This window comes from Diaphorobacter ruginosibacter (assembly GCF_014395975.1).
Lineage (GTDB): Bacteria > Pseudomonadota > Gammaproteobacteria > Burkholderiales > Burkholderiaceae_C > Diaphorobacter_A > Diaphorobacter_A ruginosibacter.
In genome coordinates this window covers 490,954-515,735 of sequence record NZ_CP060714.1, presented here as the reverse complement: position 1 = coordinate 515,735, position 24,782 = coordinate 490,954, and the positions used below count along the sequence as shown (strand labels likewise).

General features: G+C 66.6%; 19 protein-coding genes and 1 pseudogene. 10 read left to right on the top strand and 10 right to left on the bottom strand.

Translation table 11 applies throughout. The features are described from left to right. The first annotated feature begins 12 nt into the window (after positions 1-12). The 6 genes from H9K76_RS02450 to H9K76_RS02425 all read left to right on the top strand — a co-directional run bounded on the left by H9K76_RS02450 (position 13) and on the right by H9K76_RS02425 (position 9,378). Positions 13-1,752 (top strand): acetyl/propionyl/methylcrotonyl-CoA carboxylase subunit alpha, encoded by a 1,740-nt coding sequence (locus H9K76_RS02450; RefSeq protein WP_187598014.1) that lies wholly within the window; start codon positions 13-15, stop codon positions 1,750-1,752. Between the two features lie 124 nt (positions 1,753-1,876). Next, positions 1,877-2,869 carry a Bug family tripartite tricarboxylate transporter substrate binding protein gene (locus H9K76_RS02445; RefSeq protein ID WP_187598013.1) on the top strand — a complete coding sequence of 331 codons (993 nt, stop codon included), beginning with the start codon at positions 1,877-1,879 and terminating at the stop codon, positions 2,867-2,869. Between the two features lie 287 nt (positions 2,870-3,156). Beyond that, positions 3,157-3,789, top strand: coding sequence for a DUF2760 domain-containing protein (locus H9K76_RS02440; protein ID WP_187598012.1), 633 nt, complete (start codon positions 3,157-3,159; stop codon positions 3,787-3,789). Positions 3,790-3,913: 124 nt separating this feature from the next. Next, entirely contained in the window at positions 3,914-5,815 is a 1,902-nt protein-coding gene (locus H9K76_RS02435) for an Hsp70 family protein (protein WP_187598011.1), read from the top strand. A gap of 24 nt (positions 5,816-5,839) precedes the next feature. Then, positions 5,840-6,472 (top strand): hypothetical protein, encoded by a 633-nt coding sequence (locus H9K76_RS02430; RefSeq protein ID WP_187598010.1) that lies wholly within the window; start codon positions 5,840-5,842, stop codon positions 6,470-6,472. After that, positions 6,472-9,378 carry an Hsp70 family protein gene (locus tag H9K76_RS02425; protein WP_187598009.1) on the top strand — a complete coding sequence of 969 codons (2,907 nt, stop codon included), beginning with the start codon at positions 6,472-6,474 and terminating at the stop codon, positions 9,376-9,378. The genes H9K76_RS02430 and H9K76_RS02425 overlap by 1 nt, the downstream gene beginning before the upstream one ends. A gap of 76 nt (positions 9,379-9,454) precedes the next feature. Here H9K76_RS02425 and H9K76_RS02420 read toward each other — a convergent pair whose 3' ends face one another. From H9K76_RS02420 to ruvA, 3 genes are all read right to left on the bottom strand, one after another. Then, positions 9,455-11,368 carry a trypsin-like serine protease gene (locus H9K76_RS02420; protein ID WP_187598008.1) on the bottom strand — a complete coding sequence of 638 codons (1,914 nt, stop codon included), beginning with the start codon at positions 11,366-11,368 and terminating at the stop codon, positions 9,455-9,457. Positions 11,369-11,572: 204 nt separating this feature from the next. Next, on the bottom strand, positions 11,573-13,066 hold the full coding sequence (locus H9K76_RS02415) for a trypsin-like serine peptidase (protein WP_187598007.1): 1,494 nt from the start codon (positions 13,064-13,066) through the stop codon (positions 11,573-11,575). A 163-nt stretch (positions 13,067-13,229) separates the two neighbouring features. Further along, positions 13,230-13,802, bottom strand: a complete 573-nt coding sequence (ruvA, locus tag H9K76_RS02410) for a Holliday junction branch migration protein RuvA (RefSeq protein WP_187598006.1) — start codon at positions 13,800-13,802, stop codon at positions 13,230-13,232. Between the two features lie 57 nt (positions 13,803-13,859). Here ruvA and H9K76_RS02405 point away from each other — a divergent pair, with 57 nt between their 5' ends. The 3 genes from H9K76_RS02405 to H9K76_RS02395 all read left to right on the top strand — a co-directional run bounded on the left by H9K76_RS02405 (position 13,860) and on the right by H9K76_RS02395 (position 16,213). Next, positions 13,860-14,813 (top strand): PhoH family protein, encoded by a 954-nt coding sequence (locus H9K76_RS02405; RefSeq protein WP_187598005.1) that lies wholly within the window; start codon positions 13,860-13,862, stop codon positions 14,811-14,813. A gap of 26 nt (positions 14,814-14,839) precedes the next feature. Then, complete coding sequence (ybeY, locus tag H9K76_RS02400; protein ID WP_187598004.1) at positions 14,840-15,301, top strand: rRNA maturation RNase YbeY; 462 nt, start codon at positions 14,840-14,842, stop codon at positions 15,299-15,301. A gap of 147 nt (positions 15,302-15,448) precedes the next feature. Beyond that, positions 15,449-16,213, top strand: coding sequence for a sulfite exporter TauE/SafE family protein (locus H9K76_RS02395; protein WP_187598003.1), 765 nt, complete (start codon positions 15,449-15,451; stop codon positions 16,211-16,213). 53 nt (positions 16,214-16,266) lie between these two features. Here the strand turns inward: H9K76_RS02395 and H9K76_RS02390 are convergent, their stop codons facing one another. The 6 genes from H9K76_RS02390 to H9K76_RS02365 form a co-directional block, all read right to left on the bottom strand. After that, complete coding sequence (locus tag H9K76_RS02390) at positions 16,267-17,175, bottom strand: LysR family transcriptional regulator (RefSeq protein WP_187598002.1); 909 nt, start codon at positions 17,173-17,175, stop codon at positions 16,267-16,269. 108 nt (positions 17,176-17,283) lie between these two features. Beyond that, positions 17,284-18,447, bottom strand: a complete 1,164-nt coding sequence (locus H9K76_RS02385) for an acyl-CoA dehydrogenase family protein (protein WP_187598001.1) — start codon at positions 18,445-18,447, stop codon at positions 17,284-17,286. Between the two features lie 54 nt (positions 18,448-18,501). Further along, positions 18,502-18,891, bottom strand: a complete 390-nt coding sequence (locus H9K76_RS02380; protein ID WP_187598000.1) for a cupin domain-containing protein — start codon at positions 18,889-18,891, stop codon at positions 18,502-18,504. A 6-nt stretch (positions 18,892-18,897) separates the two neighbouring features. Next, positions 18,898-19,884 (bottom strand): Bug family tripartite tricarboxylate transporter substrate binding protein, encoded by a 987-nt coding sequence (locus H9K76_RS02375; RefSeq protein ID WP_425489662.1) that lies wholly within the window; start codon positions 19,882-19,884, stop codon positions 18,898-18,900. A gap of 115 nt (positions 19,885-19,999) precedes the next feature. Continuing rightward, the gene (gene dtd, locus H9K76_RS02370) at positions 20,000-20,446 is read right to left on the bottom strand and encodes a D-aminoacyl-tRNA deacylase (RefSeq protein ID WP_187597999.1); all 447 of its coding nucleotides are present in this window, start codon (positions 20,444-20,446) and stop codon (positions 20,000-20,002) included. Between the two features lies 1 nt (position 20,447). Then, positions 20,448-21,455, bottom strand: a complete 1,008-nt coding sequence (locus H9K76_RS02365; RefSeq protein WP_187597998.1) for a cation diffusion facilitator family transporter — start codon at positions 21,453-21,455, stop codon at positions 20,448-20,450. Between the two features lie 134 nt (positions 21,456-21,589). On the opposite strand from H9K76_RS02365, the gene H9K76_RS02360 reads away from it, so the two are divergent. Continuing rightward, positions 21,590-23,056, top strand: coding sequence for an AMP nucleosidase (locus H9K76_RS02360; protein WP_425489661.1), 1,467 nt, complete (start codon positions 21,590-21,592; stop codon positions 23,054-23,056). A 67-nt stretch (positions 23,057-23,123) separates the two neighbouring features. On the opposite strand, the pseudogene H9K76_RS02355 reads toward H9K76_RS02360, so the two are convergent. After that, positions 23,124-24,718 (bottom strand): annotated as a pseudogene (locus H9K76_RS02355) (GMC family oxidoreductase). Between the last annotated feature and the right edge of the window lie 64 nt (positions 24,719-24,782).

The window sequence follows — 24,782 nt, the reverse complement described above, 5'->3', positions numbered from 1 at the left end:
AAGCACACCACCATGAAAAAAGTATTGATTGCCAACCGGGGTGAAATCGCTGTACGCGTTGTGCGCGCCTGCGCCGACTATGGCGTGAAGTCCGTCGCCATCTACGCCGATTCCGACATCGATGCGCAGCACGTCCGCATGGCCGACGAGGCCTACGGCCTGAGCGGCGAGCGCCCGGCGGACACCTATCTGAACATTGCCAAGATCATCGACATCGCGAAGAAGAGCGGTGCCGATGCCATTCACCCCGGCTACGGTTTTCTTTCCGAGAACCAGGCCTTCGCCCAGGCGGTCCTCGACGCGGGCCTTGTCTGGATCGGCCCCCGACCCGAGACCATTGCCCTGCTGGGCGACAAGGTCAGCGCACGCAAGGTGGCGCTCGACGTGGGTGCGCCGCTCGTGGCGGGCACCAAGGATCCGGTCAAGGATGCCTCCGAGGTGCTGGCGTTCGCCGAGCAGCACGGCCTGCCGATCATCATCAAGGCCGCATTCGGCGGCGGCGGCCGCGGCATGAAGATCGCCTGGCGCATGGATGAAGTCGAGGAACTCTTTGCCTCGGCCACGCGCGAGGCCATCACCGCTTTCGGACGCGGCGAGTGCTTCGTCGAGCAGTTCCTCGACCAGCCCCGCCACATCGAGGCCCAGGTGATTGCCGACACGCACGGCAACGTGGTGGTGCTTGGCACACGCGACTGCTCGCTGCAGCGCCGCAACCAGAAACTGGTGGAGGAGGCTCCCGCGCCCTTCCTCTCGGACGAACAGCGCGAGCGCATTCACCAGTCCGCGCGCGACATCTGCGCCAAGGCCGGCTATGTGAGCGCGGGCACGGTGGAGTATCTGCTGAGCAAGAGCGGGACGATATCGTTCCTTGAAGTGAACACGCGCCTGCAGGTGGAGCATCCGGTCACCGAGCAGACCACCGGCGTCGATCTCGTGGTCGAGCAGTTGCGCGTCGCCGATGGCCTGCCCCTGTCGATCACGCAAACGCCCACACCCACGGGCCATGCATTCGAATTCCGCATCAACGCCGAGGACGTGGGCCGGGGCTTCCTGCCGACGCCCGGTGCAATCACGCGCTTCGATGCACCGAGCGGCCCCGGTGTGCGCGTCGACTCCGGCGTGCAGGCGGGCTCCGTCGTCTCGGGTTCGTTCGACTCGATGATGGCCAAGCTCATCGTCACCGGAGCGACGCGCGAGCAGGCGCTGGTCCGCGCACGCCGCGCGCTCAAGGAATTCCAGATCGAAGGCGTGGCCTCGGTGCTGCCGTTCCACCGCGCGGTGGTGAACCACGCGGACTTCAGCGGCACGCAGGAATTCCATGTCCACACGCGCTGGATCGAGACGTCGTTTGCGGAGCCGCTGGCGGCCGCCGTGCGCGCCGAGCCGCTGGCGGACACATCGCTGACCCGCACGGCCATCGAGATCGACGGCAAGCGCGTGACGCTGGGCCTTCCCGCCGCCCTGCTGCAGGGCCTGGCCGCCGCGCCGGGTGCCGCCCGTGCCGCCAACGCCGAAGCCGCTCCGGCCCATGACGAAAACGCCGTCGAGTCTCCCATCGCGGGGAACCTGCACGCCTGGAAGGTCCAGGACGGCGATGCGGTGAACGAAGGTGACGTGATCGCCGTGATGGAGGCGATGAAGATGGAGATGCACGTGACCGCGCACCGCTCCGGCAGGATTTCGCTGCTCGCGCAAGCCGGCACCGCGCAGGCGCTGGGCGCCGTGATCGCGCGCATCACCCCGGCCGGCTGACCCCGCGAACCGCGCTCCCACAACAATCGATCCGGCATGCATCTCCATGCCGGGCCGGTCGGTGTCGTCCGCTTTTTCCTTTTTTCCCTTTTCCCTTTTTCCTTCTTTCCCTGGAGTTGACACCATGGCGCAAGCCCGGATTTCACGACGTACCCTGGCGGCGTTTGCCGCTGCCTGCGCCGCCATGGCGGCGCTTCCCACTGCCGTGCATGCGCAGTCCGACTATCCCAACAAGCCCATCCGCCTGATCATTCCGTTCGCGGCCGGCGGCTCGGTCGACATGGTGGGGCGCATCATCGGCGAGATGCTGACCCGGCAGCTCCAGGCCACCGTCATCGTGGAGAACATTCCGGGCGCGGCAGGCGTGGTGGGTGCCCAGCGCGTGGTCAGCTCCAAGCCGGACGGCTACACGCTGATGGCGGGCTCCAGCAACGAAATGGCCGGAACCAAGTTCGTGAACGCGGCGCAGAAGTACGACCCATCGGCCGACCTCACGCCCATCGGCCTTGCGGCCATCGCCCCCAACATCTGGGTCGCGGGTTCCCACATGAAGGTGAAGAACGTCGAGGAATTCGTCGCGCTGGCCAAGGCCAGCCCGGGCAAGTACAGCTATGGCAGCCCGGGCATCGGGTCGACCCCGCACTTCTCCGGCGAGCTGATCAAGAAGATCGCCGGCGTGGACGTGGCACACATCCCCTACAAGGGATCGGCCGCCATGGTCAGCGATCTCGCGGGGGGCACGCTGGATTTCGGCGTGATCTCCCAGTCCCTGGCCGCGCCATTCATCAAGGATGGCCGCATGACGGCGCTGGGCGTCACCACCGCGCAGCGCATTCCATCCATGAAGGACATTCCGGCACTCGGCGAAAGCCCCTCGCTCAAGGGCTACGCCCTCAATGGCTGGTTCGCATTTGCCGGCCCCAAGGGCCTGCCACCGGAGATCGTGAGCAAGCTGCAAGGCGCGCTGAAGGCCGGACTGAAGGACCCCGCCTTCCGCGAACGCCTCGACGCAGCAGGCGCTCCGGCCGCGAAGGGCGATGAAGACCTGGCACAGATCATCCGCACCGACATGGGCAAATACGCCGAGCTCGTGAAGTTCGCGAAGATCACCGACTAAGAGCTTCGTCCGGGTTGGGGCAGGTGCGGCAAGGCGATACTGTTTATTAAAACAGTATTTTGCACCCATGCCCCACGGACACACTGGGGTTGACGGCATTCGGTAACATGGCGGCTCTCGCGCGTGCGCGAAGGGGCCTGCCTGCCTAGAGAGTAGAGAGGCAGCGCCCGGCCTTCCTGACAGACAGGAAGAGGAAGGCCCGCGCGCACCCGCCCCATGCCGTGGCGCCGAGCGTCGCATGGGTTTGAAATTCAGCCGTCCGGCACAAACGCCGGAACCATGACCACATGACCCCACAGAATCCGCCCTCCTTCTTCAGCCGCATTGCGATTGCCATCGGCAGTTTCTTCGCCATCCTCGGCAATGCACGGCTTGCGTCGGACATCACGCGCCTGCGCGCCGGCGAGGCGCTGGCCGCCGACGTTCCCGCACCCGAGCCCAGGGAAGTGCGCATCGAGGTGCCCGTCGAGAAGATCATTGAAACCCGCGTCGAGGTCCCGGTCGAAAAGATCGTGGAGAGGACCATCCAGCTGCGCGTGCCCACCGACACCGCCGCGCTGCAGGTACTGGGCCTGATGCAGCGCGAGGCGCGCTTCGTCGACTTCATCCAGGAAGACGTGAAGAACTACACCGATGCCGAGATCGGCGCCGCCGCACGCGTGGTGCACGAAGGCTGCCGCAAGGTGCTCAAGGAGCATTTCACGCTCGTGCCCGTGCGCGACGAAGCCGAGGGCAGCCGCATCACCGTGGCTCCGGGCTTCGATACGACGGCCATCCGCCTGACCGGCAACGTGGTCGGCCAAGCCCCCTTCACGGGCACGCTTACCCACCGCGGCTGGAAGGTCTCGCGGATGCAGCTGCCACAGCTCACCGACGAGAAGGCAGCGGAAACCCTCGCGCAGGCGGAAGTGGAACTGTAAAAGCCCCCGGGACCACCCCCAACCTTCCGCTCCCCCACGCCCTGCCCCATTGAGAGGGCCGAGAGGGCAGTCAAGAGGACGTGCCGCCCACTGGCGACGGCACGCCCGAAAAGCAAAGATTTTTATGGATTCGTCTTCACTCTCCAACGCCTTGTTCTGCATCGGCATCGATCTCGGCACCACGCACTGTGCGCTGTCCTACGTTGACAAGACCGCCAGCGACGGCGAGAAGGCCCTGCAGCGGGTGCTGGACATTCCGCAGCTCACCGCACCCGCCAGCGTCGAAGGCCAGCCGCTGCTGCCCTCGTTCCTCTACCTGCCGCACGAGAACGAGCTCACCGCCGCCGACATGGCGCTTCCGGGCGCAGGCGAGCAAAGCTTCATCGTGGGGGAGCTCGCACGCACGCGGGGCGCGAACACCTCCATTCGCCTCGTGAGCAGCGCCAAGAGCTGGCTGTGCCATCCCGGCGTGGATCGCCGCGCGGCGATCCTGCCGGCGGATGCACCGCCGGAAGTGGCGCGCGTGTCGCCGCTCGAGGCTTCCACGCGCTATCTCAGGCACCTGCGCTGGGCCTGGAACAACGCGCATCCCGAAGCACCGTTCGACGAGCAGGACATCACCGTCACCATTCCCGCATCGTTCGACCCCGCAGCGCGCGAACTGACGGCAGAGGCCTGCCGCAATGCGGGTTTTCGCAACCTCACGCTGCTCGAAGAGCCCCAGGCGGCGCTCTACAGCTGGATCCAGCAAAGCGACGGCCAGTGGCGCAAGCAGGTGAAGAACGGCGACATCATCCTGGTGGTGGACGTGGGCGGCGGCACGACCGACCTCTCGCTGATCGCCGTGCTGGAACGCGACGGCCATCTGGAGCTGCAGCGCGTTGCCGTGGGCGAGCACATTCTGCTCGGCGGTGACAACATGGATCTGGCGCTGGCGTATGGACTGGCGCGCAAGCTCGCCGCCGAAGGCAGGCAGCTCGATGCGTGGCAGACGCGCGCGCTCTCGCATGGCTGCCGCGCGGCCAAGGAGCAGTTGCTGGCCGATGACAGCCTGCAGAGCGTCCCGGTCGTCGTGCCCAGCCGCGGCAGCAAGCTGATCGGCGGCAGCATCCGCACCGAACTCACGCGCTCCGAGGTGCTGCAGATGCTGGTGGAGGGTTTCTTCCCCCGGGTCGCCGCCGGCGACAAGCCGCAGACCCGCGCACGTGCCGCGCTCACTCAGCTGGGCCTGCCCTATGCGCAGGACGCAGCGGTCACGCGCCATCTCGCGGCCTTCCTGTCGCGCCAGGCAGGCGCCACCGAACAGATCGAGGGACTGCAGGGCACCCAGCCCGCAGGAGCGGCATTCCTGCATCCCACCGCCATCCTCTTCAACGGTGGCGTGCTCAAGGCACCGCAGATCGAACAGCGCATCGTCGACGTGATCAACGGCTGGCTCACGGCGGACAACGCCCCGGCCCTGCGCGTGCTCGACGGCGCGAATCTCGACCTCGCCGTGGCGCGGGGCGCCGCCTACTACGGCCATGTCCGCGCAGGGCGCGGCGTGCGCATCCGCGGCGGCACGGCACAGTCATACTACGTGGGCGTGGAGTCCAACATGCCGGCCATTCCGGGCATGGAGCCCCCGATCTCCGCACTGTGCCTGGCCCCCTTCGGCATGGAAGAGGGCACGGAAGTGCGGCTCGATGCGCAGGAGTTCGGCCTGATCGTGGGCGAACCCGTGCGGCTGCGTTTCTTCGGCTCGTCGGTGCGCCGCAGCGACGCCGTGGGCACGATGCTCGACTTCTGGGGCCCCGAGGAGCTGGTGGAGTTGCAGGAGATCGAGGCCACGCTGCCCGCCGAAGGCCGCAGCGCGGGTGACGTGGTCCCCGTGACACTGCTCGCCCGCGTGACCGACATCGGCACGCTGGAGCTGAATGCCGTGCCCGTGGGCGGCAGCGAACGCTGGAAGGTGGAGTTCGACGTGCGCGCCGAAGCCTCCGGCGACATCACTGGCGAAGCTGCCTCTACTTCGCCCGCCATCTGACCCGCCAGACACTCAAGCGCCACCATGCACTCCGCACTGCTCGACAGCCTCGTGTATCTGGACAGGGACTTCGTCGCCGATCGCTACGAAGCCTGGTCCGGCCAGAGCGCCCAGACCACCCTCTCGCGCATTCCTGCTCAAGGCACTCCGGGTCATCCGACCGGTGTGCCCATGCTGCCGTTTTCCGCGGGAACCGGCACGCAGGAAACGCGGGCGTACGCCGTCTCGACGCGGCACATGCTCGGCGAACTCTGGCCCGAACTGGCCCGGCAGCCCGCGGTCAACGTGAGCGAGTACGCCGAGCGCTCTGCCACCGAATTCGGCTGGGTGCAAGGCACGCTCTCCACCTTTCAGGTGCGCAGCAAGACGCAGCGCGACGGCCAGGAGGTCGCTGTCCCCCAATCGAGCCACTTCCAGCTGCGCGGGCTCGAGCATGGGCGCTACGTGGACCTCATCACCACGCCCGACTACTTCGCCTCGGGCTTCGGTGCGCTGCTGCCTCTGCAGATGACGCTGCTCGCCAGATTCGCACTGCCGGTATGCATGTACCTGCGGCTGCTGCCCGCGCGCGACCACGCCGACAACTGGATTGCCGTGCCGCTCGTGATCGTTGAATCCCGCCCCGCGCTTCTGCGGGACATCCAGGCTCTGTACTGATGACAAACGCCCCGGCCGCAGCCCGCTTCGTGGTCGGCATCGACCTGGGCACCAGCAACACGGTGGCGGCATTCGCGCCCCTCGCAGACAGGGGTGGCGGCATCGAACTGCTGCCCATTGCACAGCGTAGCGCGGCCGACGAGATCACCGAGCAATCCTTGCTGCCCTCCGTGCGCTACCACGGCGCGGCAGGCGAACTGGGCGATGCGACGTGGCAGAAGCCGTGGCCGGCCCTCGGAGCCGATGCGCAGCATCCCGCGCTCATCGGCCGATGGGCGCGCGATCTGGGCGCCGCCGTACCATCGCGCCTGGTGGCCAGCGCCAAGAGCTGGCTTTCGCACGGCGGTGTGGACCGCAGCGCCGCCATCCTGCCCTGGGGCGCCCCGGAAGAGGTACACAAGATTTCGCCGGTACAGGCCTCTGCCGGCTATCTCGCGCATGTGAAGGCCGCCTGGAATGCACGGCACCCGGATGCGCCGCTGGCGCGCCAGATCGTGGTGCTCACCGTGCCTGCGTCGTTCGACGAAGGCGCGCGCGCGCTCACGCTGCAGGCGGCGGAGCAGGCGGGCCTTCCACGAGTCCATCTGCTGGAGGAGCCCAAGGCGGCGTTCCACGACTGGCTGGTGCTGCAGGGCGAGCAGCTCGCGCAGAGGCTCAGGGACAGCCGGCTCGTGCTGGTCGTCGACGTGGGAGGTGGCACCACCGATCTCACGCTGATCCGCGTGGAGCACGACGCCTCCCAGGCTCGCGCCCATGCACTGCCCACGCTCACGCGCATTGCCGTCGGCGAACACCTGATGCTGGGTGGCGACAACATGGACCTGGCACTGGCGCATCGCCTCGAGGCACAGTTCCTGAACGCGGGCGAACAGCGGCTGGCTCCCGCGCGATTCGCCCAACTGGTGCAGCGCTGCCGCCTCGCCAAGATCCAGCTGCTGGCCGCCGACGCGCCGGACTCCGTCTCCGTCACGCTGCTTGGCAGCGGCTCGCGGCTGATGGCGCAGACGCGCTCCGCGGCGCTGTCGCGGGACGAGGTGCGATCGTGGATCGTCGAAGGCTTTCTGCCGCTGGCGGCCCGCGGCGACGTACCGCAGCGGCGCCAGGGCGCGCTGCGCGGCTTCGGCCTGCCCTACCCCGCGGATGCGGCAATCTCCCGGCACCTCGCGCAGTTTCTCGCGCAGCACGCCCGGGAGGAACTGCCCGACACGGTGCTGCTCAACGGCGGCGTATTCCATGCGCATGCGCTGGTGGAACGCCTCACGCAGCAACTGAGCACCTGGCGCGGCGATGCCGTGCGCGTTCTGCACAACCCGCATCCCGACTGGGCCGTGGCGCGCGGCGCGGCGGCCTATGGATTGACGCTCGACGAAGCCGAAAAAGCCCGTGAGGCCCAGGGCGCGCCCGCCGTGGCACTGCCGCGCATCGGCGGCGGTGCCGCGCGCAGCTACTGGCTGGTGCTGCGTGGCCAGGACAAGGCAGGGAGCTTGCCGCAGGGCCTGTGCCTGCTGCCGCGCGGCACCCAGGAAGGCACGCGCATCACGCTCACTGGGCGGCGCTTCGCGCTGCGGCTGGGGCAGGCGGTTCGGTTCGACATGGTCGCAGGCAACCACAGCGACCAGGTGTTCCAGGCCGGGCAACTGCTCGATCTGCAGGGCGACGGCTGGGTGCAACTGCCCCCGCTCGCCACCGTCCTGCAGCCGCCCCATGGCGCGCAGGACAACCGCGACCATCGCAGCTCCGTCGAGGTACAGCTGCAGGCCTGCATGACGGAGGTGGGCACGCTCGAAGTGCGCTGCATCGCTGTCGACGGCACGCCACAGAACACAGGGGAACATTCGGCACAACAAGCCCTGCAGCAGCAGTGGCTGCTGCCGTTCGACCTGCGCGCACAGGCCCCGGACGTCACAGGCGACGATGCGCATGATGGCGCGATGGGCCGCGCGATAAGCCGCCAGTCCGCAGCCCGGCAGGCGGCCATTGCACAGATCGAGCGCATCTTCGGCAATCTGGCGCAGGACGTGGGCGCCAAGGAAGTACGGCAACTGCGCCAATCGCTGGAGCGAATCCTGGGCCCCCGCGAAAGCTGGGACGCACCGCTGCTGCGCGCGCTGTTCGATGCGCTCCTCGCACGCGCCAAGCGCCGCCGCAGATCGGCCGAGCATGAGCGCGTGTGGCTCAATCTGGCGGGCTGGTGCCTGCGGCCCGGCGTGGGTGCGGAACTGGATGCATGGCGCATCGAGCAGGTCTGGCAGCTCTACGAGCAGGGCATCGCACATGCCAGGGACGCCGCCAACTGGACCGAGTGGTGGGTGTTCTGGCGCCGCGTGGCCGCGGGCCTGAACGAGGCACAGCAGATGCAGGTTCTCGAAGACGTCGCGGGCCAGATGCAGAAGGCTGTGCAGCAGACCACGCAGCGCAGCGGCGGCAAGTCAACACACGGCAGCTACGAAGACATGCTGCGCCTGTTCGCCGCGATGGAAGCCGTGCCGTGGCAGTACCGCCAGGAGATGGGCCAATGGATGCTGGGCCGCCTGCAGCGCGCGGGCGAAACCCCGCAGACCTGGTGGGCCATCGGCCGCCTTGCGGCGCGCCTGCCGCTAGCGGCCAACGCCCATCTCACGATGCCGCCACAGGCCGCCACCGAGTTCCTCGACGCCACGCTGACCGAGGACTGGCGCCGCAACGAAACCGCCATGTTCGCCGCTGTGCAGATCATGCGCATGAGCGGCGACCGAGCCCTCGATTTCCCCGACGCGCAGCGCGAGCAGGTGCTCGCGAAGCTCAGGGCATCGGGTGCACCGGCGCGCTGGATTCAACTGGTGCAGAGCGTGCAGGACATGGATGCCGATGACCGCAAGCGCAGCCTGGGCGACAGCCTGCCGCCGGGGCTGACCTTGCTGCACTGATGGAACGTCCGAAGGCCTGAACGCGTAGGGGAACCAAGGCGCGGGGCAGGCCGGCATGGCCCGGCCCCGGCATGGTTCACGGTGTGGTCCAGATGTAGTACGCGATCGCTTCGTAATGGAAGTCCTTGAACTCGGCGATCACGAAGTCGCGCTCCGCAGCGCTGGCCGAATAGAAATGCGCTCCGGTCTTGACGTTGTAGAAGCGGTAGATCGGCGTGGCCGTATTGCCCGGGCCGGTCTGCGCATACCAGGCCGGTGCCTCGTACTTGAAGTCCTTGAAATCCGAGATCACATAGTCGCGCTCGGGCTGGCTGATTGTGTAGAAGTGCGCGCCGGTCGTGGCGTTGTAGAAACGGTAGACGGCACTCATGCCCGCCGTCGGTTGCGGGTAGGCATAGAACACGGCGTTCTCGTACTGGAAGTCCGGATACGCGCTGATCACGAAGTCGCGCTCGGGCGCACTGATCGTGTAGAAGTGCGCGCCGGTCTTCACGTTGTAGAAACGGTAGACGGCGGAGCGTTGGCCGGTGCCGGGCGTGGGCGTCGTGGGTTCGGCCCAGAGCCACTGCCGGATGGCCGGATAGACAGCGTCGAACCGCGCATAGAAGGTGTAGGACTGGCCGGTCGTGCAGACGGCGTTGCCTGCCGTGAGCGTGCCCGTGAGCTTGCCGCCCACGAACATGCCGGAGCCGCTGCTTCCGCCTTCGGTCGTGCCCTGGAGCCAGCGCACGCGGTAGTAGGTGCCGTTCATCGACGTCGCGCTATCGCTCACGCAGCGCACGCCGCCGAGTCCGTTGGACGTGCAGTTCGCTGCGCCATCCAGGAGTCCAAGGCTCACTTTCAGCAGATCGCCGCGCGGGTGGTGGATACCGACCACCGGTTCGTTGCGTGTGCGGCTTGCAGAGTCCCAGCCCGCGAATACCGCGCCTGCGGGAGGCGCATCGTTGAGCCGCAGCAGCGTGGTGTCGGGAGTCTCCGCGCCATACAGGAAGGTGGCGCCATTCTTGAGCGTGCGCGTGGCCGAAGAGAGCACCTTCGCATTGCAACTGGGCGAGCGGTAGAACCAGTAGGTCTGCAGCGTCGAGGCCACGGTCTGGTCGGCGATGCAATGGTTGGCCGTCAGAAAGTACGGCGTGGCGCTGCTCGCCTTGTCGTTGACCAGCGTACCGGTACACAGGTAACCGCCTTCAGCCGTCACATAGATCATGCGCGCCACGGCATTGCGCTGCGCGTCATATTGGTCGTAGCAGGTGGCATCGAGCTCGCAATAGGCGGACTCGCCGATCTTGGCTTCCGATGCCTGCGGCTGCGTGCTGCCGTCATCGATCGGCAACGACAGGTTTTCGTAGAAATGCAGTACCGATGGGATCGACATCTGCACGGTGCTGGCAGGGATACCCGGCGGCAGCTCGATTTCGAGCGTGATCTCTTCGCCATCCACTCCAGGCGTCCACCAGGTACGGCCTGCAGGGGAGTTGTCGCCCGCCCGCTGGTTGAGCTCCAGCGTCTGCAGCACGCGCTGGCCTGCGATCTGGAATGCTCCCTCGCGCTGCCCCTGCGCATACACGCGCAGCAGGGCGCTGCCGGGCAGCTTGTCGATCTGCACGCCCAGGCGCACGCCGAAGGCGCCACGCGTCACGAAGCTCACGGCGGCCACCTGGCCACCCTGGGACAATGTCTGCCATTGCAACTGCCTGCCAAGTGCTCCGACGTCGGCCGTCGCCGTGCTGGCACGCTTGGCGCCGACCTGCAGCATGCCTTCGCGTGGCGGGGTGGATCCCGCCTTGTCCGGCACCCATTCGCCGAGGTCCACCCGTGCGGGCGCAACCTGCACCGCAAGCGCCTTCTTCGTCAGCGGGACGAACTCATCGGGCGTATCGGCGGGCTGCACATAGGCCTCGACACCGTCCTGCGAACCCGGCCCCCATGAAGGGAACGCCACCTGGGCCATCGCGACCCCCATGAACAGGGCACACAGCCCCGATACCATGGCCGCCCTGCCGGCCTTAGACAAGGCGCTCTTTGACGCGCTACGCATGGGGACTCCTCCGCTGTAATAAATGCAACAAATGATTCTATATCGTCGATAGCCAGCAAGCCCGGGGGCTACGGCCATCGACGATCCGACCCATCAATGCATGGGCAACGGGGAGCGCGACGTCATCACGTCAGGTCATTCGGCCGATTCGTGCGCTCAGGGATTGAGCCACTGCTTGATGCTGGCGCGATAGGACAGATCAAAGCGGCCGTAGTAGTCGCTGCCGGTCGGGTTGCTGCAGGATGCGCGGCCGCCATACAGCTGCCCCATCACGTAGCGCTGGTTGCCGATGCCGAAGAACGCGGCCGAGCCGCTGCTTCCACCCTCGGTCGTGCCCTGGCTCCACTTCACCTCGTAGAAGGTGCCGCTGGCGTCGTTCACATTGCTGCAGCTGTCGTCAGCGCAGACACCGAGCCCGTTCACCTTGCCGAAGCTGATCTTTTCGAGATCGCCCTGCGGATGGTGCAGTCCGACAACGCCGGAGCCTGCAGGCACGGTGCCGCCATAGAACGATCCCGCATAGAGCACGCCGGCCGGTGGCGCCTCGTTGAGCCGCAGGAACGAGGTATCCGTGCTGACCGTGGCGTACAGCAGGGTCGCACCCTTGGTCAGCTGTCTTACGCCCGTGCCCACGGTGCCCGCGTTGCAGGCGGACGCGCGATAGAACCAGTCGGTCATCAACGTGGCAGCCTTTGCCTGTGTGTTGATGCAATGATTGGCGCTCAGGAAGTAAGGCGTGCCGCTGGACTTGGCGTCGTTGAGCAGCGTGCCCGTGCAGTAGTAGCCCCGGCCGTCTTCCGCGGTGTACCGCATGCGCGCCACGGAGCGCGCCTGGGCCAGGTAGTCCGGCTGGCACATCGCATCGATGTTGCAGCTTGCAGAACCTGCCTTCTCTTCGATCAGTTTCTCCATCTGTTCGGCGCTGTGCGTGAAGTGGGAGACACGCGGCACGGCGACCTGCACATCGGCCACGTTGGCGCCCGCCGGTACCTCGATCTCCATCACGGTCTGCGCGCCGCCGAAATCGGGGCTCCAGTAAGTGGTGGCTGTCTGCTCATCCGCCCCGCTGTCCCGGATGCGCTGCGCCTGCGCTGCAAGCTCGGCGGCGGTCATCTCGGTGGCAGGGCCGCCTGCCGCGCCATAGAAGCGCAGCGTCGCGCCTGCGGGCAGTCGCGTGACCCGCACACCCAGGCGCACGCCCTGCGCCGTGGGCGACTCGAATGCGATCGCAGCCAGCCGGCTGCCGCCGGAGGTGGGCTGCCAGTTCAACAGGGCTTGCGTGAGCGGCACCGTGGCGGCGGCCGCCACATCCCGACTCACCGCCATCTGGATCGGTGTGCCGGGTCGGGTGGCATCGGCCGCTGCTGCGGCCTCGGTCTTCTGCAGCAGATTGTCGGCAGGCGCCGAGAGAGCCACCTTGCGGATGAACGGCGCCCCGGCCAGGCCCTGCACGGACGGCCCGGCCTGCGACTTCAAGTCGGCGGAGACCGACTTGGTCTGGGTGTCATAGGGCTCGATGCGCTCGGCCAGATTCGGCTGCGACGGAGTCGTGCCGGGATCCGTGTTGTCGTCACCGCCTCCACCACCGCCGCATCCGGCTATCGCCAGGACCAGTCCGCCTGCTACCCACCAATGTGTCTGCTTTGCCATCACTTACTCCTATATGACGGCTTGATTATTCAATACTTCTTTGATGCTCCGCAGACGATGCCCGACCCGTTACGCAGGAGTACGGGGTGAACGTCCACCATCGTTAACAAACTCGCGCGACCTCGGGCAGCGGATCGCAGGCTGCGCGCCGTGCCGGCAGCGATCATTTGGCCAGCGATTTCAGGGCCATCTTGATGCCTTCGCTCACCCCGATGTCGGCCGGCAGTGCCTTGAGCGCAAGCGCCGCCTCCTTGTCGTTGTAGCCCAGCGCCAGCAGTGCCTGCAGGATGTCGGCCTGATCGTCATTGACTGCCTGCGCCTTGATGCCGGTGTCCGCGCCCAGCTTGCCCTTGAGCTCCAGCAGCAGGCGCTCCGCCGTCTTCTTGCCGATGCCGGGAACCTTCACCAGGCGCCCGGCCTCCTGCAGCGAGACCGCCTGCGCCAGGTCCCCCACGCCCATGCCCGAGAGAATCGACAGCGCGGTGCGCGGCCCCACGCCCGAAATCTTGATCAGCTCGCGGAATGTCTGGCGTTCCTCGTGCGATCCGAAGCCATAGAGCAACTGCGCATCCTCGCGCACGATGAACTGCGTGAGCAGCGCCACCCGCTCGCCGATGGCGGGCAGGTTGTAGAACGTGCTCATGGGCACCTGCACCTCGTAGCCCACGCCATGGCAGTCCACCAATACCTCGGGAGGGTTCTTTTCCAGCAGGGTGCCGGTCAATTTGCCTATCATTGGAATCCTTTGCCGCGAAATGCGGCGCAATAACCGAACAATAACCAAATTATCCGCGTGATCCTGCGCCACACCTTCACCCCACACAACAACCTCCGCCTGACCCATCTGTGCGGCCCCGCAGACGCGCACCTGCGCACGATCGAGGATTCCCTCAAGGTCAAGATCGCGCATCGCCACGAGCAGTTCAAGGTCGACGGCCCCAAGGCCAAGGCGACCGAGGCCATGGAGCTGCTGCAGGCGCTCTACGAACTCGCGGATCGACCGATCAAGGAAGAGCAGCTCCAGCTCATGCTGGCCAGCGACAACTCCATGCTGGACGAGGGCAACGTGGACGGCGGCATTTCGCTGACCACCCGCCGCGCCGACCTGCGCGCACGCACGCCCACGCAGTCCACCTACCTGGAGAACATCGCCAGCCACGACATCACCTTCGGCATTGGGCCGGCGGGCACCGGCAAGACCTACCTGGCCGTTGCCTGTGCGGTCGACGCGCTGGAGCGCAGCCACGTGCAGCGCATCGTTCTCACGCGGCCTGCCGTCGAGGCGGGCGAGCGCCTGGGGTTCCTGCCCGGCGATCTCACGCAGAAGGTCGATCCCTACCTGCGCCCGCTGTACGACGCGCTCTACGACCTGATGGGTTTCGACAAGGTCCAGAAGGCCTTCGAGCGCAACCAGCTCGAGATCGCACCGCTGGCCTTCATGCGCGGGCGCACGCTGAACAATGCCTTCATCATCCTCGACGAGGCGCAGAACACCACGCCCGAACAGATGAAGATGTTCCTCACCCGCATCGGCTTCGGCGCCAGGGCGGTGGTCACCGGGGACGTGAGCCAGATCGACCTGCCCAAGGGCGCGATGAGCGGCCTGATCGATGCGGAGCGCGTGCTCAAGCGCGTCAAGGGCATTGCGGTCACGCGCTTTACCAGCGCCGACGTGGTACGCCATCCACTGGTCGCGCGCATCGTCGATGCGTATGACGCACAGCGCAAGCCCGGCGCGCGCGGCTGAAGAGGCATTGCAGAGAACCGCATACCATGTCACTGAATCAACTCACCCTCTCCCTGCAGTTCGCCAGATTCGACGGCGCGGCGGACCACCGCGCCGTGCTCTCGCGCAGCAAGGTCACGCGCTGGATCCGCCATGCGCTGGCCGTCGACGCGGAGATCACCGTGCGCATCGTCGGCAGCGAGGAGGGGCAACGGCTCAACCGCGAGTTCCGCCACAAGGACTACGCGACCAATGTGCTGACCTTCGACTACCAGCAGGAACCCACGGTGCTGGCCGACCTCGTGCTCTGCGCCCCCGTCGTGGAACGCGAGGCGAAGGAGCAGAACAAGTCCCTGGAAGAGCACTACGCGCACCTGCTGGTGCATGGCACGCTGCACGCCCAGGGCTGGGACCACGAGACCAGCGCCGAGGATGCCGATGAGATGGAGGCCTACGAAACCGACATCATGCAGGAGCTGGGCTTCGAGGATCCCTACGCTGCGGGCTGAGGCGCCGCAGCGGCAGTGTTAAGCAGTAGTGCGCCCAGGTTGCATAACGCAGACCCGATCTGCGCCTAACATCCATGCATCATCGCGCCCCGCTGTGCCCATCGAGGGCGCGGGCCTGATCACCATCACAACGAGAGACGACAACGCATGGATTTCTTCAGCCACTGGGGCCTGCTGCTCTTCGCCGCCTTCGTGGCCGGCGCACTCAACTCGGTGGCCGGCGGCGGCAGCTTTCTGACCCTGCCGGCGCTGGTCTTCACCGGCGTGCCGCCCGTGGTTGCCAACGCCACCGGGACCGTGGCCCTGTTTCCGGGCTATGTGGCGGGTGCCTGGGGATTCCGCGAGGACATGCAGCCGCCTCCAGGCCTGTCGATGCGCACGGTGGTGATCGTCTCGCTGATCGGTGGCATGGCCGGCGCCGCACTGCTGCTGTTCACCCCCGACGCCGTGTTCCGCAAGGTCGTTCCCTGGCTGCTGCTGGTGGCCACGGCCATGTTCGCCTTCGGACCGCAGATCCGCGCCTGGGCGGCCAAGGAAGCGCATCCCGGCCAGCCCGCCTCCGCCGTCAAGGGCATGCTCGGCATGCTGGCGGTGGCGGTGTATGGCGGGTATTTCAATGGCGGCCTGGGCATCCTGCTGCTGGCGCTGTTCGGCCTGCTCGGACAGACACAGCTCAACGCGATGAACGGCATGAAGAACCTGGTCTCCGCCCTGCTCACCGCGATCGCGGTGGCCATCTATGCGGTGGGCGGGCTCGTGCAGTGGCAGCAGGCGCTGGTGATGATGGTGGCCGCGACGCTGGGGGGATACATCGGCGCGCGGGTCGCACGCAAGCTGCCGGCGGCCTGGCTGCGCTGGGGCATCGTGGCGACGGGGCTGGTGATGTCCATTCTGTTTTTCCTGCGGGGCTGAGCCCGCCCGGCAGTCTCCAAACCGCCTTCTCGCGAACCGGTTTCACCGGGTTCCTATGAGCCGGATCGCGGCCCGTCCGTCAGGGTCAGGCATTCCCGGACCGTCTCGATGAGCGCCGACAGCAGGGCCCGGTCATCATTCCTGCGCCATGCCATGATGGCCGGCGTCTGCATCCTCACCCCGCGCAGCGGCACGAACCGCACGCCATTGATTCCTGCGCGCTCCATGCACGCAGGCACCAGCGCCACGCCGCACCCCGTGGAGACCAGCGCCACCACCGTGAGCCACTGCCGCGCCGCGTGCGTGGTGCGCGGATGGATGCCGGCCTGGTGCATGCATGCGATCACGTTGTCGTAGTTGGCCGGCGACACATCGCGCGCGAACATCACGAAGTCCTCGTGGGCCAGTTGCTGGAGATCGAGGTCGGCATCGCCCGCCAGCGCATGGCTTTGCGGCAGGCAGGCCACCAGCGTCTCCGACTCGAGGGGCAGCAATTCCAGCTCGTCCGGTGGATAGCCGATGTTGAGGAAACCCACGTCGATGTCGCCCGATGCCAGCGCCCGCAACTGCTCGCCGGTGGACATCTCGTGCATGCACAGCTCCACCTGCGGCCTCCTGAGCTGGAACGCATTGCAGTACTGCGGCACGTTGCGATAGACCATCGATCCGGTGATGCCCACGTCAAGCCGGCCCTCTGCCCCCTGGGCCACGCTGCGCACCACATCGGCGGCGCGCTGCATCTGCGCCAGCACCTTGCGTGCCTCCAGCAGGAAGGCATCGCCCGCAGGCGTGAGCATGACGTGCTTGGCATCGCGCTCCACCAGGACCACGCCCAGGTCTTCCTCCAGCGTCTTGAGCGCGGTAGATAGCGGCGGTTGGGTGATGCACAGCCGCTGCGCCGCGCGGCCGAAGTGGCGCTCCTCGGCCAGCACGACGAAGTAGCGCAGCAGATGGGTTTTCATGAACGCGATATCTTGCATCCATCCCGCGTTTTTGCCCATGCGCTGCGAACTGGCGTTTTCCCGGACGTGCTTCACGATGGCTGTGCTCCGCGTGCTCCAGGCATGCTCTCAGTACGACTTGGGAAGCCCCAGTACCTTCTCCGCGATGAAGTTCAGGATCATCTGCGGACTGACGGGCGCGAGCCGTGGAATCCACGATTCGCGCATGTAGCGCTCGACGTGGTATTCCTTCGCATAGCCCATGCCGCCGAGCGTGAAGATCGCCGCCTCGCATGCCTTGCCGCAGGCCTCCGCCCCCAGGTATTTGGCCGCGTTGGCCTCCGCTGCGCAGGGCAGGTGCCGGTCGTAGAGAAATGCGGCCTTCTGCACCATCAGATGCGCCGACTCCAGCTGCATCCACGACAGCGCCAGCGGGTGCTGGACGCCCTGGTTCTTCCCGATGGGCCGGTCGAACACGACGCGCTCGTTCGCATAGCGCGAGGCCTTTGCCAGCGCCGCACGCCCCAGGCCCACGGCCTCCGATGCGATCAGGATGCGCTCGGGATTGAGCCCGTGCAGGATGTAGGAAAACCCCTTGTGCTCCTCCCCGATGCGGTCCTCCACGGGAATGCGCAGGCCATCGATGAACACCTGGTTCGAATCCACGCACTTGCGCCCGAGCTTGTCGATCTCGCGGATCTCCATGGTGCTGCGGTCAACGTCGGTATAGAACAGGCTCAGCCCCTCCGTTCCCGCGCACTCTTCAACAGGCTTGGTGCGCGCGAGCAGCAGGATCTTGCTTGCCACCTGTGCGGTGGAGATCCACACCTTCTGTCCATGCACGACATAGTGATCGCCACGGCGCTCGGCGCGCGTCCTGAGCCTGAGCGTGTTCAGCCCCGCGTTGGGCTCGGTCACACCGAAGCAGGCCTTGTCCCGGCCCGCGATGAGCGGGGGCAGCCAGCGGCGCTTCTGCTCATCGGAGCCGAACACCACCACCGGGTGCAGCCCGAAGATGTTCATGTGCACCGCCGATGCGCCCGACAGGCCCGCACCCGTGGCCGCGATGGTGTGCATCATCAGCGCGGCCTCGCTGATGCCCAGGCCCGCGCCTCCGAACTCTTCCGGCATGGCGATGCCCAGCCAGCCCGCATCGGCCAGCGCCTGGTGGAAATCATGCGGAAAGCCACCTTCGCGGTCCTTGTTCAGCCAGTAGTCGTCATCGAATGGAGCACACACGCGCTCGATGGCGTCGCGTATCTGCTCCTGCTGCTCGTTCCAGAGAAAGTCCATGCTCTTATTGCTCCACTCCACCAATCCGTCGGGCTACGCTCGCCTCAGCGGCTTCTATGGCTGCTGCCGCCTCACCCGCGCCGGGTTCTCCGCATACGGAGGGCTGTAGATCACCAGCAGGCGCACCGGCGTGTCGCTCGTCACCCGGAAGACATGCATGCTGTCCTCCGGGAAGAAGCAGGTGTCTCCAGGCTCCATGCCGAAGCACTCGCCCTCCACCTCGACCTCCGCCGTGCCCTCGAGCAGATAGCACGCCTGCTCCATGCCGGGATGCGCGTGCGGCAACGCACCACCGCCCTTGTCGAGCGTGCCCAGCACGACCTCCATGTGCCTCGCGCCGACATTCGCCGCGCTGATGAGCCTGCGGTTCACCGTACCGTGGTGATTGGCCGGGCTGTAGCCCTCGATGTCGCTCTCGCGGACCAGAAATCGGGGTCGGGACATGCCGCGTCACTCCTTCTCGATGCCGGCCTGCTTGATCAGCTTGCCCCAGTAGGCGAGCTGATCATTCACATAGGCCGCGAACTCCTCGGGCGTGCGGGTAGGCCACACCTCGAACCCGACTCCCGCCAGTTGCTCCTGGACGGCCTTGTCCGCCAGGATCACCTGCAGCTCGGCGTTGATGCGGTTCACCACCTCCCTGGGCGTGCCGGCCGGCGCGAAGATGCCGTTCCACGAGGTGAGGTCGAAGCCGGGAAGCGTCTTCGCGATCGGCGGCACGTTCGGCAACAGGCGGGACCCCTTCGCCGCTGTCACGCCGAGCGTGCGCACGCGGTCGGTCTTGAGCATGCTCCAGCTCGATCCCAGGTCGGCCACGTACATCTGGATCTGATTGCCCATCAGATCGGTCAGCGCCTGCGGGCTCGACTTGTACGGCACCTTGGTCATCTGCGTCCGGGTGACGTACTTGATCGTCTCAGAGGCCACTTCCGACGTGCTGTTGGGCGTGCCGTAGGAAAGCTTGTCGGGATGCGCCTTCGCGTAGTCGATCAACTCCTGCACGCTGCTCACCGGCAGCGCCGGATGGACCACCAGCGCAAACGGCAGTTCGCCCACGCGCGTGATCGGCGTGAAGTCCTTGACGGGGTCGTACTTGAGACTCTTGATCAGCCAGGGATTCGCCGAATGCGACGTGTTCGTCGTCATGAACAGCGTGTAGCCATCGGGCTTGGCCTTCGCCACGAACTGGGCGCCGATCTGCGCGCTGGCGCCCGCGCGGTTGTCCACGATGACCGACTGCTTCAGCCGTTCGCCCAGCTTCAGCGCCACCACGCGCGCCACCGCATCGGTACCGCTGCCGGCCGCGAAGGGCACCACCAGCGTGATCGGTCCGGCCGACGGATAAGGCGCCTGCGCCCATGCCAGCGGCGCTGCCAGCAGCGCCGCGCCCGCCGCAGCGAACATTCTCAGGAAAGCGGAACGCTTCATCATCTTCATGGGCTTGTGTCTCCTTGGAGTGAACGCCGTGTGTCCGGCATCCACTGCATGGTCAACCCATCAAGCATTCACGTCCAATTGCTTTTGGATCTTCGAGAATTCGTTTCGGAAATGATCAGGCGTCGCGCATGGTCATCGGAATCGTCACCGGCCCATCATTGATGAGGTGCACCTGCATGTCGGCGGCAAACCGGCCGGTCTGCACCACGGGATGGGCCGTACGGGCCTGCGCCACGAAGTACTCGTACAGGCGCCGCCCTTCGTCCGGCGCCGCCGCATTCGTGAAGCTCGGCCGATTGCCGCCCCGCGTATCGGCAGCCAGCGTGAACTGGCTCACCACCAGCAGGCCTCCGCCCACGTCCTGCACGCTGCGATTCATCTTGCCCGCGTCATCGGTGAAGATGCGCAGCTTGAGGATCTTGGCCAGCAGCTTGTCCGCCAGCCTGTCGTTGTCGCCCTGCTCCGCGCACAGCAGCACGAGCAGTCCCTGTCCGATCTGGCCGACGACCTCGCCAGCGACCTCCACACGTGCCTCGCGCACGCGTTGCAATACCGTGATCACTTCACTTTCCTTCTGAATCCGATGGTTCCCGTCCCTGCTCCGACCCCAACCCTTGTGCGTTGCGGGACTCCACGGTCTCGAAGACAGTGGCCTGGCCGAGTGGCAGGATTTCAATGGCCGCGCGCAGATGGGGCACGGCCTGCATGAGGGCAGCCTCCACCTCGGTGCGCAGCTGCGCCGCCCGGCCCAGCGTCCACTCCGCAGGAACATGCATGTGCACGTCCACGAAATTGCGGCCGCCAGCGCGGCGCGAGATCAGGCTGTCAAAACGCACGGCACCCTCGCTGGCCACGCTGCGCTCGTCGAGCACGGCCTGCACGCGCTGCAATTGCTCGGACGGCAGCGCCTCATCCATCAGGCCTTGCGAAGACTCCCATAGCATGGAACCTCCTTCGCGCAGGATGTTGAGCGCCACGAGAATGGCCACCACCGGATCGAGCCAGTGCCATCCCGTCCATGCCGCGCCGGCCAGCCCGACCAGTACGCCGGCCGAGGTCCAGACGTCGGTCAGCAGGTGCCGCGCATCGCCTTCCAGGGCCTTGGAGTGGTGCACGCGCGCCGCACGCAGCATGTACCAGGCCAGCACGCCATTGCAGGCACTGCTGAGCACCAGCAGCACCGAACCCCAGCCGACCTGCTCAAGCTCCTGCGGATTCAGCAGCCGCGAGACCGAGGCCCAGAGAATGGCGATGCTCGCACCGATGATCAGGATGCCCTCGAAGCCCGAGGAGAAGAATTCCGCCTTGTGGTGGCCGTAGGGATGGTCCTCGTCCGCAGGGCGCCTGGCGATCGTCACCATTGCCAGCGCAAACACCGCCCCCGCCAGATTCACGAAGGACTCGAGCGCATCGGACAGCATGCCGACGGAACCCGTCACCCACCAGGCCAGCGTCTTGAGCACAATGGTCAGGATGGCAACGCCCACCGAGACCTTGAGCAAGGTACCGGGTGTCATCCAGGCAGGGACGGCCGTGCGGGCGGCGGGGCTGGGTTCTTGCGCGTTGGGCATGCACCGGATTATCACCAGCATTGCCGGTTGCTCGCCGGCGCGGTGAATTTCCGCCACGCCGCCCGTGAAATGTCCCGGTGCATGCGAATGTCATCCGGGCGTGGACAATAGCCATCCATATGTCATCCATTCCCATGTACACAGAACCGACGCAGCACACCGATCCGGCCGACGCGCTGGCGCAGGTGCAGCGCATTTATCAACAGCAGATCAATCTCCTGCGCGATGCGATGCAGCGCTTCGTTGCAGGGGAGACACCCGTGGAGCATGTTCGTGCTTACTATCCGTTTGTGCGAATGCAGACAACCACAGTGGCTCGCAAGCCCTCCCCGTTCGCCTACGGATTCGTCGAAGGGCCGGGCCGCTACGAGACCACGCTCACACGTCCCGACCTGTTCGCCAACTACTACCTCGAGCAGTTCCGCCTGCTGCGCGCCAGCCACGACGTGGAGCTGGAGGTGGGACTGAGCTCGCAGCCCATCCCGATCCATTTCTCGTTCGCAGAGCACGACCACATCGAAGGCTCGCTCACGCCCGAGCGCCGCATGCTGATGCGCGACGTGTTCGACCTGCCGGACCTGTCCGCCATGGACGACGGCATTGCCAACGGCACCTGGGAACCCAGGCCGGGCGATGCACAGCCGCTGTCCCTGTTCACGGCGCCGCGCGTTGACTACTCGCTGCATCGCCTGCGCCACTACACCGGCACGCAGCCCGAGTGGTTCCAGAACTTCGTGCTGTTCACCAACTACCAGTTCTACATCGACGAGTTCGTGCGCCTGGGCCAGGCCGAGATGGCCCGGGAAGACAGCGAGTACATCGCCTTCATCGAACCCGGCAACGTGGTCAAGCGCCGCAAGGGCCTGGCATCGAAGCCCGGCGACGAGCTCGGCGTGGCGCCGCCGCGCCTGCCGCAGATGCCGGCCTACCACCTCGTGCGCGCGGACGGCAGCGGCATCACCATGGTCAACATCGGCGTGGGCCCGGCCAACGCCAAGACCATCACCGACCACATCGCGGTGCTGCGGCCGCACGCATGGATGATGCTCGGCCACTGCGCCGGACTGCGCAACAGCCAGCAGTTGGGCGACTACGTCCTGGCCCACGCCTACGTGCGCGAGGACCACGTGCTCGATGAGGAACTGCCCCTGTGGGTACCGATCCCGGCCCTGGCCGAGATCCAGATGGCGCTCCAGCAGGCCGTCGCCGACGTGGCCCAGGTTCCGGAAGACCAGCTCAAGCGCATCATGCGCACGGGCACCGTCGCGAGCACCGACAACCGCAACTGGGAGCTGCTGCCAGACAACATGCCCCAGCGCCGCTTCAGCCAGAGCCGCGCCGTCGCACTGGACATGGAAAGCGCGACCATCGCGGCCAACGGCTTCCGCTTCCGCGTGCCCTATGGAACGCTGCTGTGCGTCTCCGACAAGCCGCTGCATGGCGAGATCAAGCTGCCCGGCATGGCAAACCACTTCTACCGCGAGCGCGTGGACCAGCACCTGCGCATCGGCATGCGTGCGGTGGACATCCTGCGCGAAGGCGGAACGCAGCGCCTGCACAGCCGCAAGCTGCGCAGCTTTGCGGAGGTAGCGTTTCAGTGACAGGTGCGCGTGCCGTTGCCGCCATGCCCCTGGCGAGCCCGGTGCGCCACCAGCACCGTCAGCGCCATCACATGTCGCGCTGACGAATCAGGTCCACGGCCTTCTCCGCAATCATGATCACCGGCGCATTCGTGTTGCCGCTGACGATACGCGGCATGATGGATGCGTCCACCACGCGCAGGCCGTCGATGCCGTGCACCCTCAGCTTTGCATCGACCACGTCCATCGGGCCGGAGCCCATCCGGCAGCTTCCGACCGGGTGGTAGATCGTGTCGGCGTAATCGCGGACGTAGGCGGCGATCTCCTCGTCGCTTTGCGCGTTCGCCGAGTACGCCAGCTCCTGCCCCCCGAAAGCCTGCAGCGCGGGCTGCGAGAGAATGGCCCGCATCAGCCTGACCGCGCCGATCATCTTGTGCATGTCCTCGGGATCGGAGAGGAACGCGGGATCGATCAGCGGCGGCGCAAGTGCATCGGCGCTGCCCAGGGTGACACGTCCGCGGCTGCGTGGCTGCAGCAGGCACATATGGCATGAATAGCCGTGCCCCCATACCGTCTTGCGCCCGTGGTCGATGAGCTTGCCGACCACGAAGTGCAATTGCAGGTCGGGGATCGCTTCCTGGGGGCTGCTGCGCAGGAAGCCGCCGGCTTCGGCGAAGTTGCTGGTAAGCATGCCGGTGCGACGCGATTTCCACTCGAACACCGAACGCATCAGGCTGGCGGTCCCCCAAGGGACATGCCGAAGGACTGGCGATTCGATGGCGTGTCCACCACCGTCACGATGTCCGGGTGATCATGCAGGTGCTCGCCCACACCGGGCAGGTCGTGCACCACGTCGATGCCCAGCTTCTGCAGCATGGCCCCCTGGCCGATGCCCGAGAGCATCAGCAGCTGGGGCGAGAAGAAGGCACCGCCGCACAGCAGCACCTCGCGCGTCACGCGCTCGGAATGCACCGCCCCATCCTGCCAGTACTGCACGCCCACCGCACGGCGACCCTCCATGAGGATGCGCGTGACCTGGGCTCCGGTGACCACCTGCAGGTTGGGCCGCGTGGGCACGTGGGGCGTGAGATAGGCCTTGGCGGCGCTGAAGCGCTCGCCGTTGCGGTGCGTGACCTGGTACAGCCCCACGCCCTCCAGGCGCTCGCCGTTGAAATCCGGGTTGCGTGCATGGCCGGCCTGCACGCCCGCCTCGACAAAGGCGTGCGCCAGAGGGTTGGGACTGCGCAGGTCGGTCACGTTGAGCGGGCCGCCCGTGCCATGCCATGCATCCGCGCCTCGCTCGTTGTTCTCCGCCCGCTTGAAATAGGGCAGCACGTCGCTCCACCCCCATCCGGCATTCCCCTGCCCGGCCCAATGGTCGTAGTCGCTCGCATGCCCGCGCGCATAGATCATGGCGTTGATCGAACTCGATCCCCCCAGCACCTTGCCGCGCGGCTGGTAGCCCCGCCTGCCGCCCAGGCCCGCCTGCGGCGTGGTGCCGAGCCGCCAGTTATGGGTGCCCGTCCTGGCCATGACACCCAACCCCGCGGGGCAGTGGATCAGCGTGCTGTCGTCGCGTCCCCCCGCCTCGATGAGACAGACGCGCACCTGGGGATCCTCGCTCAGGCGCCCCGCGAGCACCGAGCCTGCCGAGCCGCCTCCGATGACGATGTAGTCGAACATGTGACACCTGTCTCCATGGCTGATGGGTATCCGTCCAAATTTGCCGATAACATCCATGGTTGCG

What these genes read in the sequence shown, in the direction of transcription:
- H9K76_RS02450 (WP_187598014.1), top strand. Translation starts at nt 13, where the DNA reads ATGAAAAAAGTATTGATTGCCAACCGGGGTGAAATCGCTGTACGCGTT.
- H9K76_RS02445 (WP_187598013.1), top strand. Translation starts at nt 1,877, where the DNA reads ATGGCGCAAGCCCGGATTTCACGACGTACCCTGGCGGCGTTTGCCGCT.
- H9K76_RS02440 (WP_187598012.1), top strand. Translation starts at nt 3,157, where the DNA reads ATGACCCCACAGAATCCGCCCTCCTTCTTCAGCCGCATTGCGATTGCC.
- H9K76_RS02435 (WP_187598011.1), top strand. Translation starts at nt 3,914, where the DNA reads ATGGATTCGTCTTCACTCTCCAACGCCTTGTTCTGCATCGGCATCGAT.
- H9K76_RS02430 (WP_187598010.1), top strand. Translation starts at nt 5,840, where the DNA reads ATGCACTCCGCACTGCTCGACAGCCTCGTGTATCTGGACAGGGACTTC.
- H9K76_RS02425 (WP_187598009.1), top strand. Translation starts at nt 6,472, where the DNA reads ATGACAAACGCCCCGGCCGCAGCCCGCTTCGTGGTCGGCATCGACCTG.
- H9K76_RS02420 (WP_187598008.1), bottom strand. Translation starts at nt 11,368, where the DNA reads ATGGTATCGGGGCTGTGTGCCCTGTTCATGGGGGTCGCGATGGCCCAG.
- H9K76_RS02415 (WP_187598007.1), bottom strand. Translation starts at nt 13,066, where the DNA reads ATGGCAAAGCAGACACATTGGTGGGTAGCAGGCGGACTGGTCCTGGCG.
- ruvA (WP_187598006.1), bottom strand. Translation starts at nt 13,802, where the DNA reads ATGATAGGCAAATTGACCGGCACCCTGCTGGAAAAGAACCCTCCCGAG.
- ybeY (WP_187598004.1), top strand. Translation starts at nt 14,840, where the DNA reads ATGTCACTGAATCAACTCACCCTCTCCCTGCAGTTCGCCAGATTCGAC.
- H9K76_RS02395 (WP_187598003.1), top strand. Translation starts at nt 15,449, where the DNA reads ATGGATTTCTTCAGCCACTGGGGCCTGCTGCTCTTCGCCGCCTTCGTG.
- H9K76_RS02390 (WP_187598002.1), bottom strand. Translation starts at nt 17,175, where the DNA reads ATGAAAACCCATCTGCTGCGCTACTTCGTCGTGCTGGCCGAGGAGCGC.
- H9K76_RS02385 (WP_187598001.1), bottom strand. Translation starts at nt 18,447, where the DNA reads ATGGACTTTCTCTGGAACGAGCAGCAGGAGCAGATACGCGACGCCATC.
- H9K76_RS02380 (WP_187598000.1), bottom strand. Translation starts at nt 18,891, where the DNA reads ATGTCCCGACCCCGATTTCTGGTCCGCGAGAGCGACATCGAGGGCTAC.
- H9K76_RS02375 (WP_425489662.1), bottom strand. Translation starts at nt 19,884, where the DNA reads ATGAAGATGATGAAGCGTTCCGCTTTCCTGAGAATGTTCGCTGCGGCG.
- H9K76_RS02365 (WP_187597998.1), bottom strand. Translation starts at nt 21,455, where the DNA reads ATGCCCAACGCGCAAGAACCCAGCCCCGCCGCCCGCACGGCCGTCCCT.
- H9K76_RS02360 (WP_425489661.1), top strand. Translation starts at nt 21,590, where the DNA reads ATGTACACAGAACCGACGCAGCACACCGATCCGGCCGACGCGCTGGCG.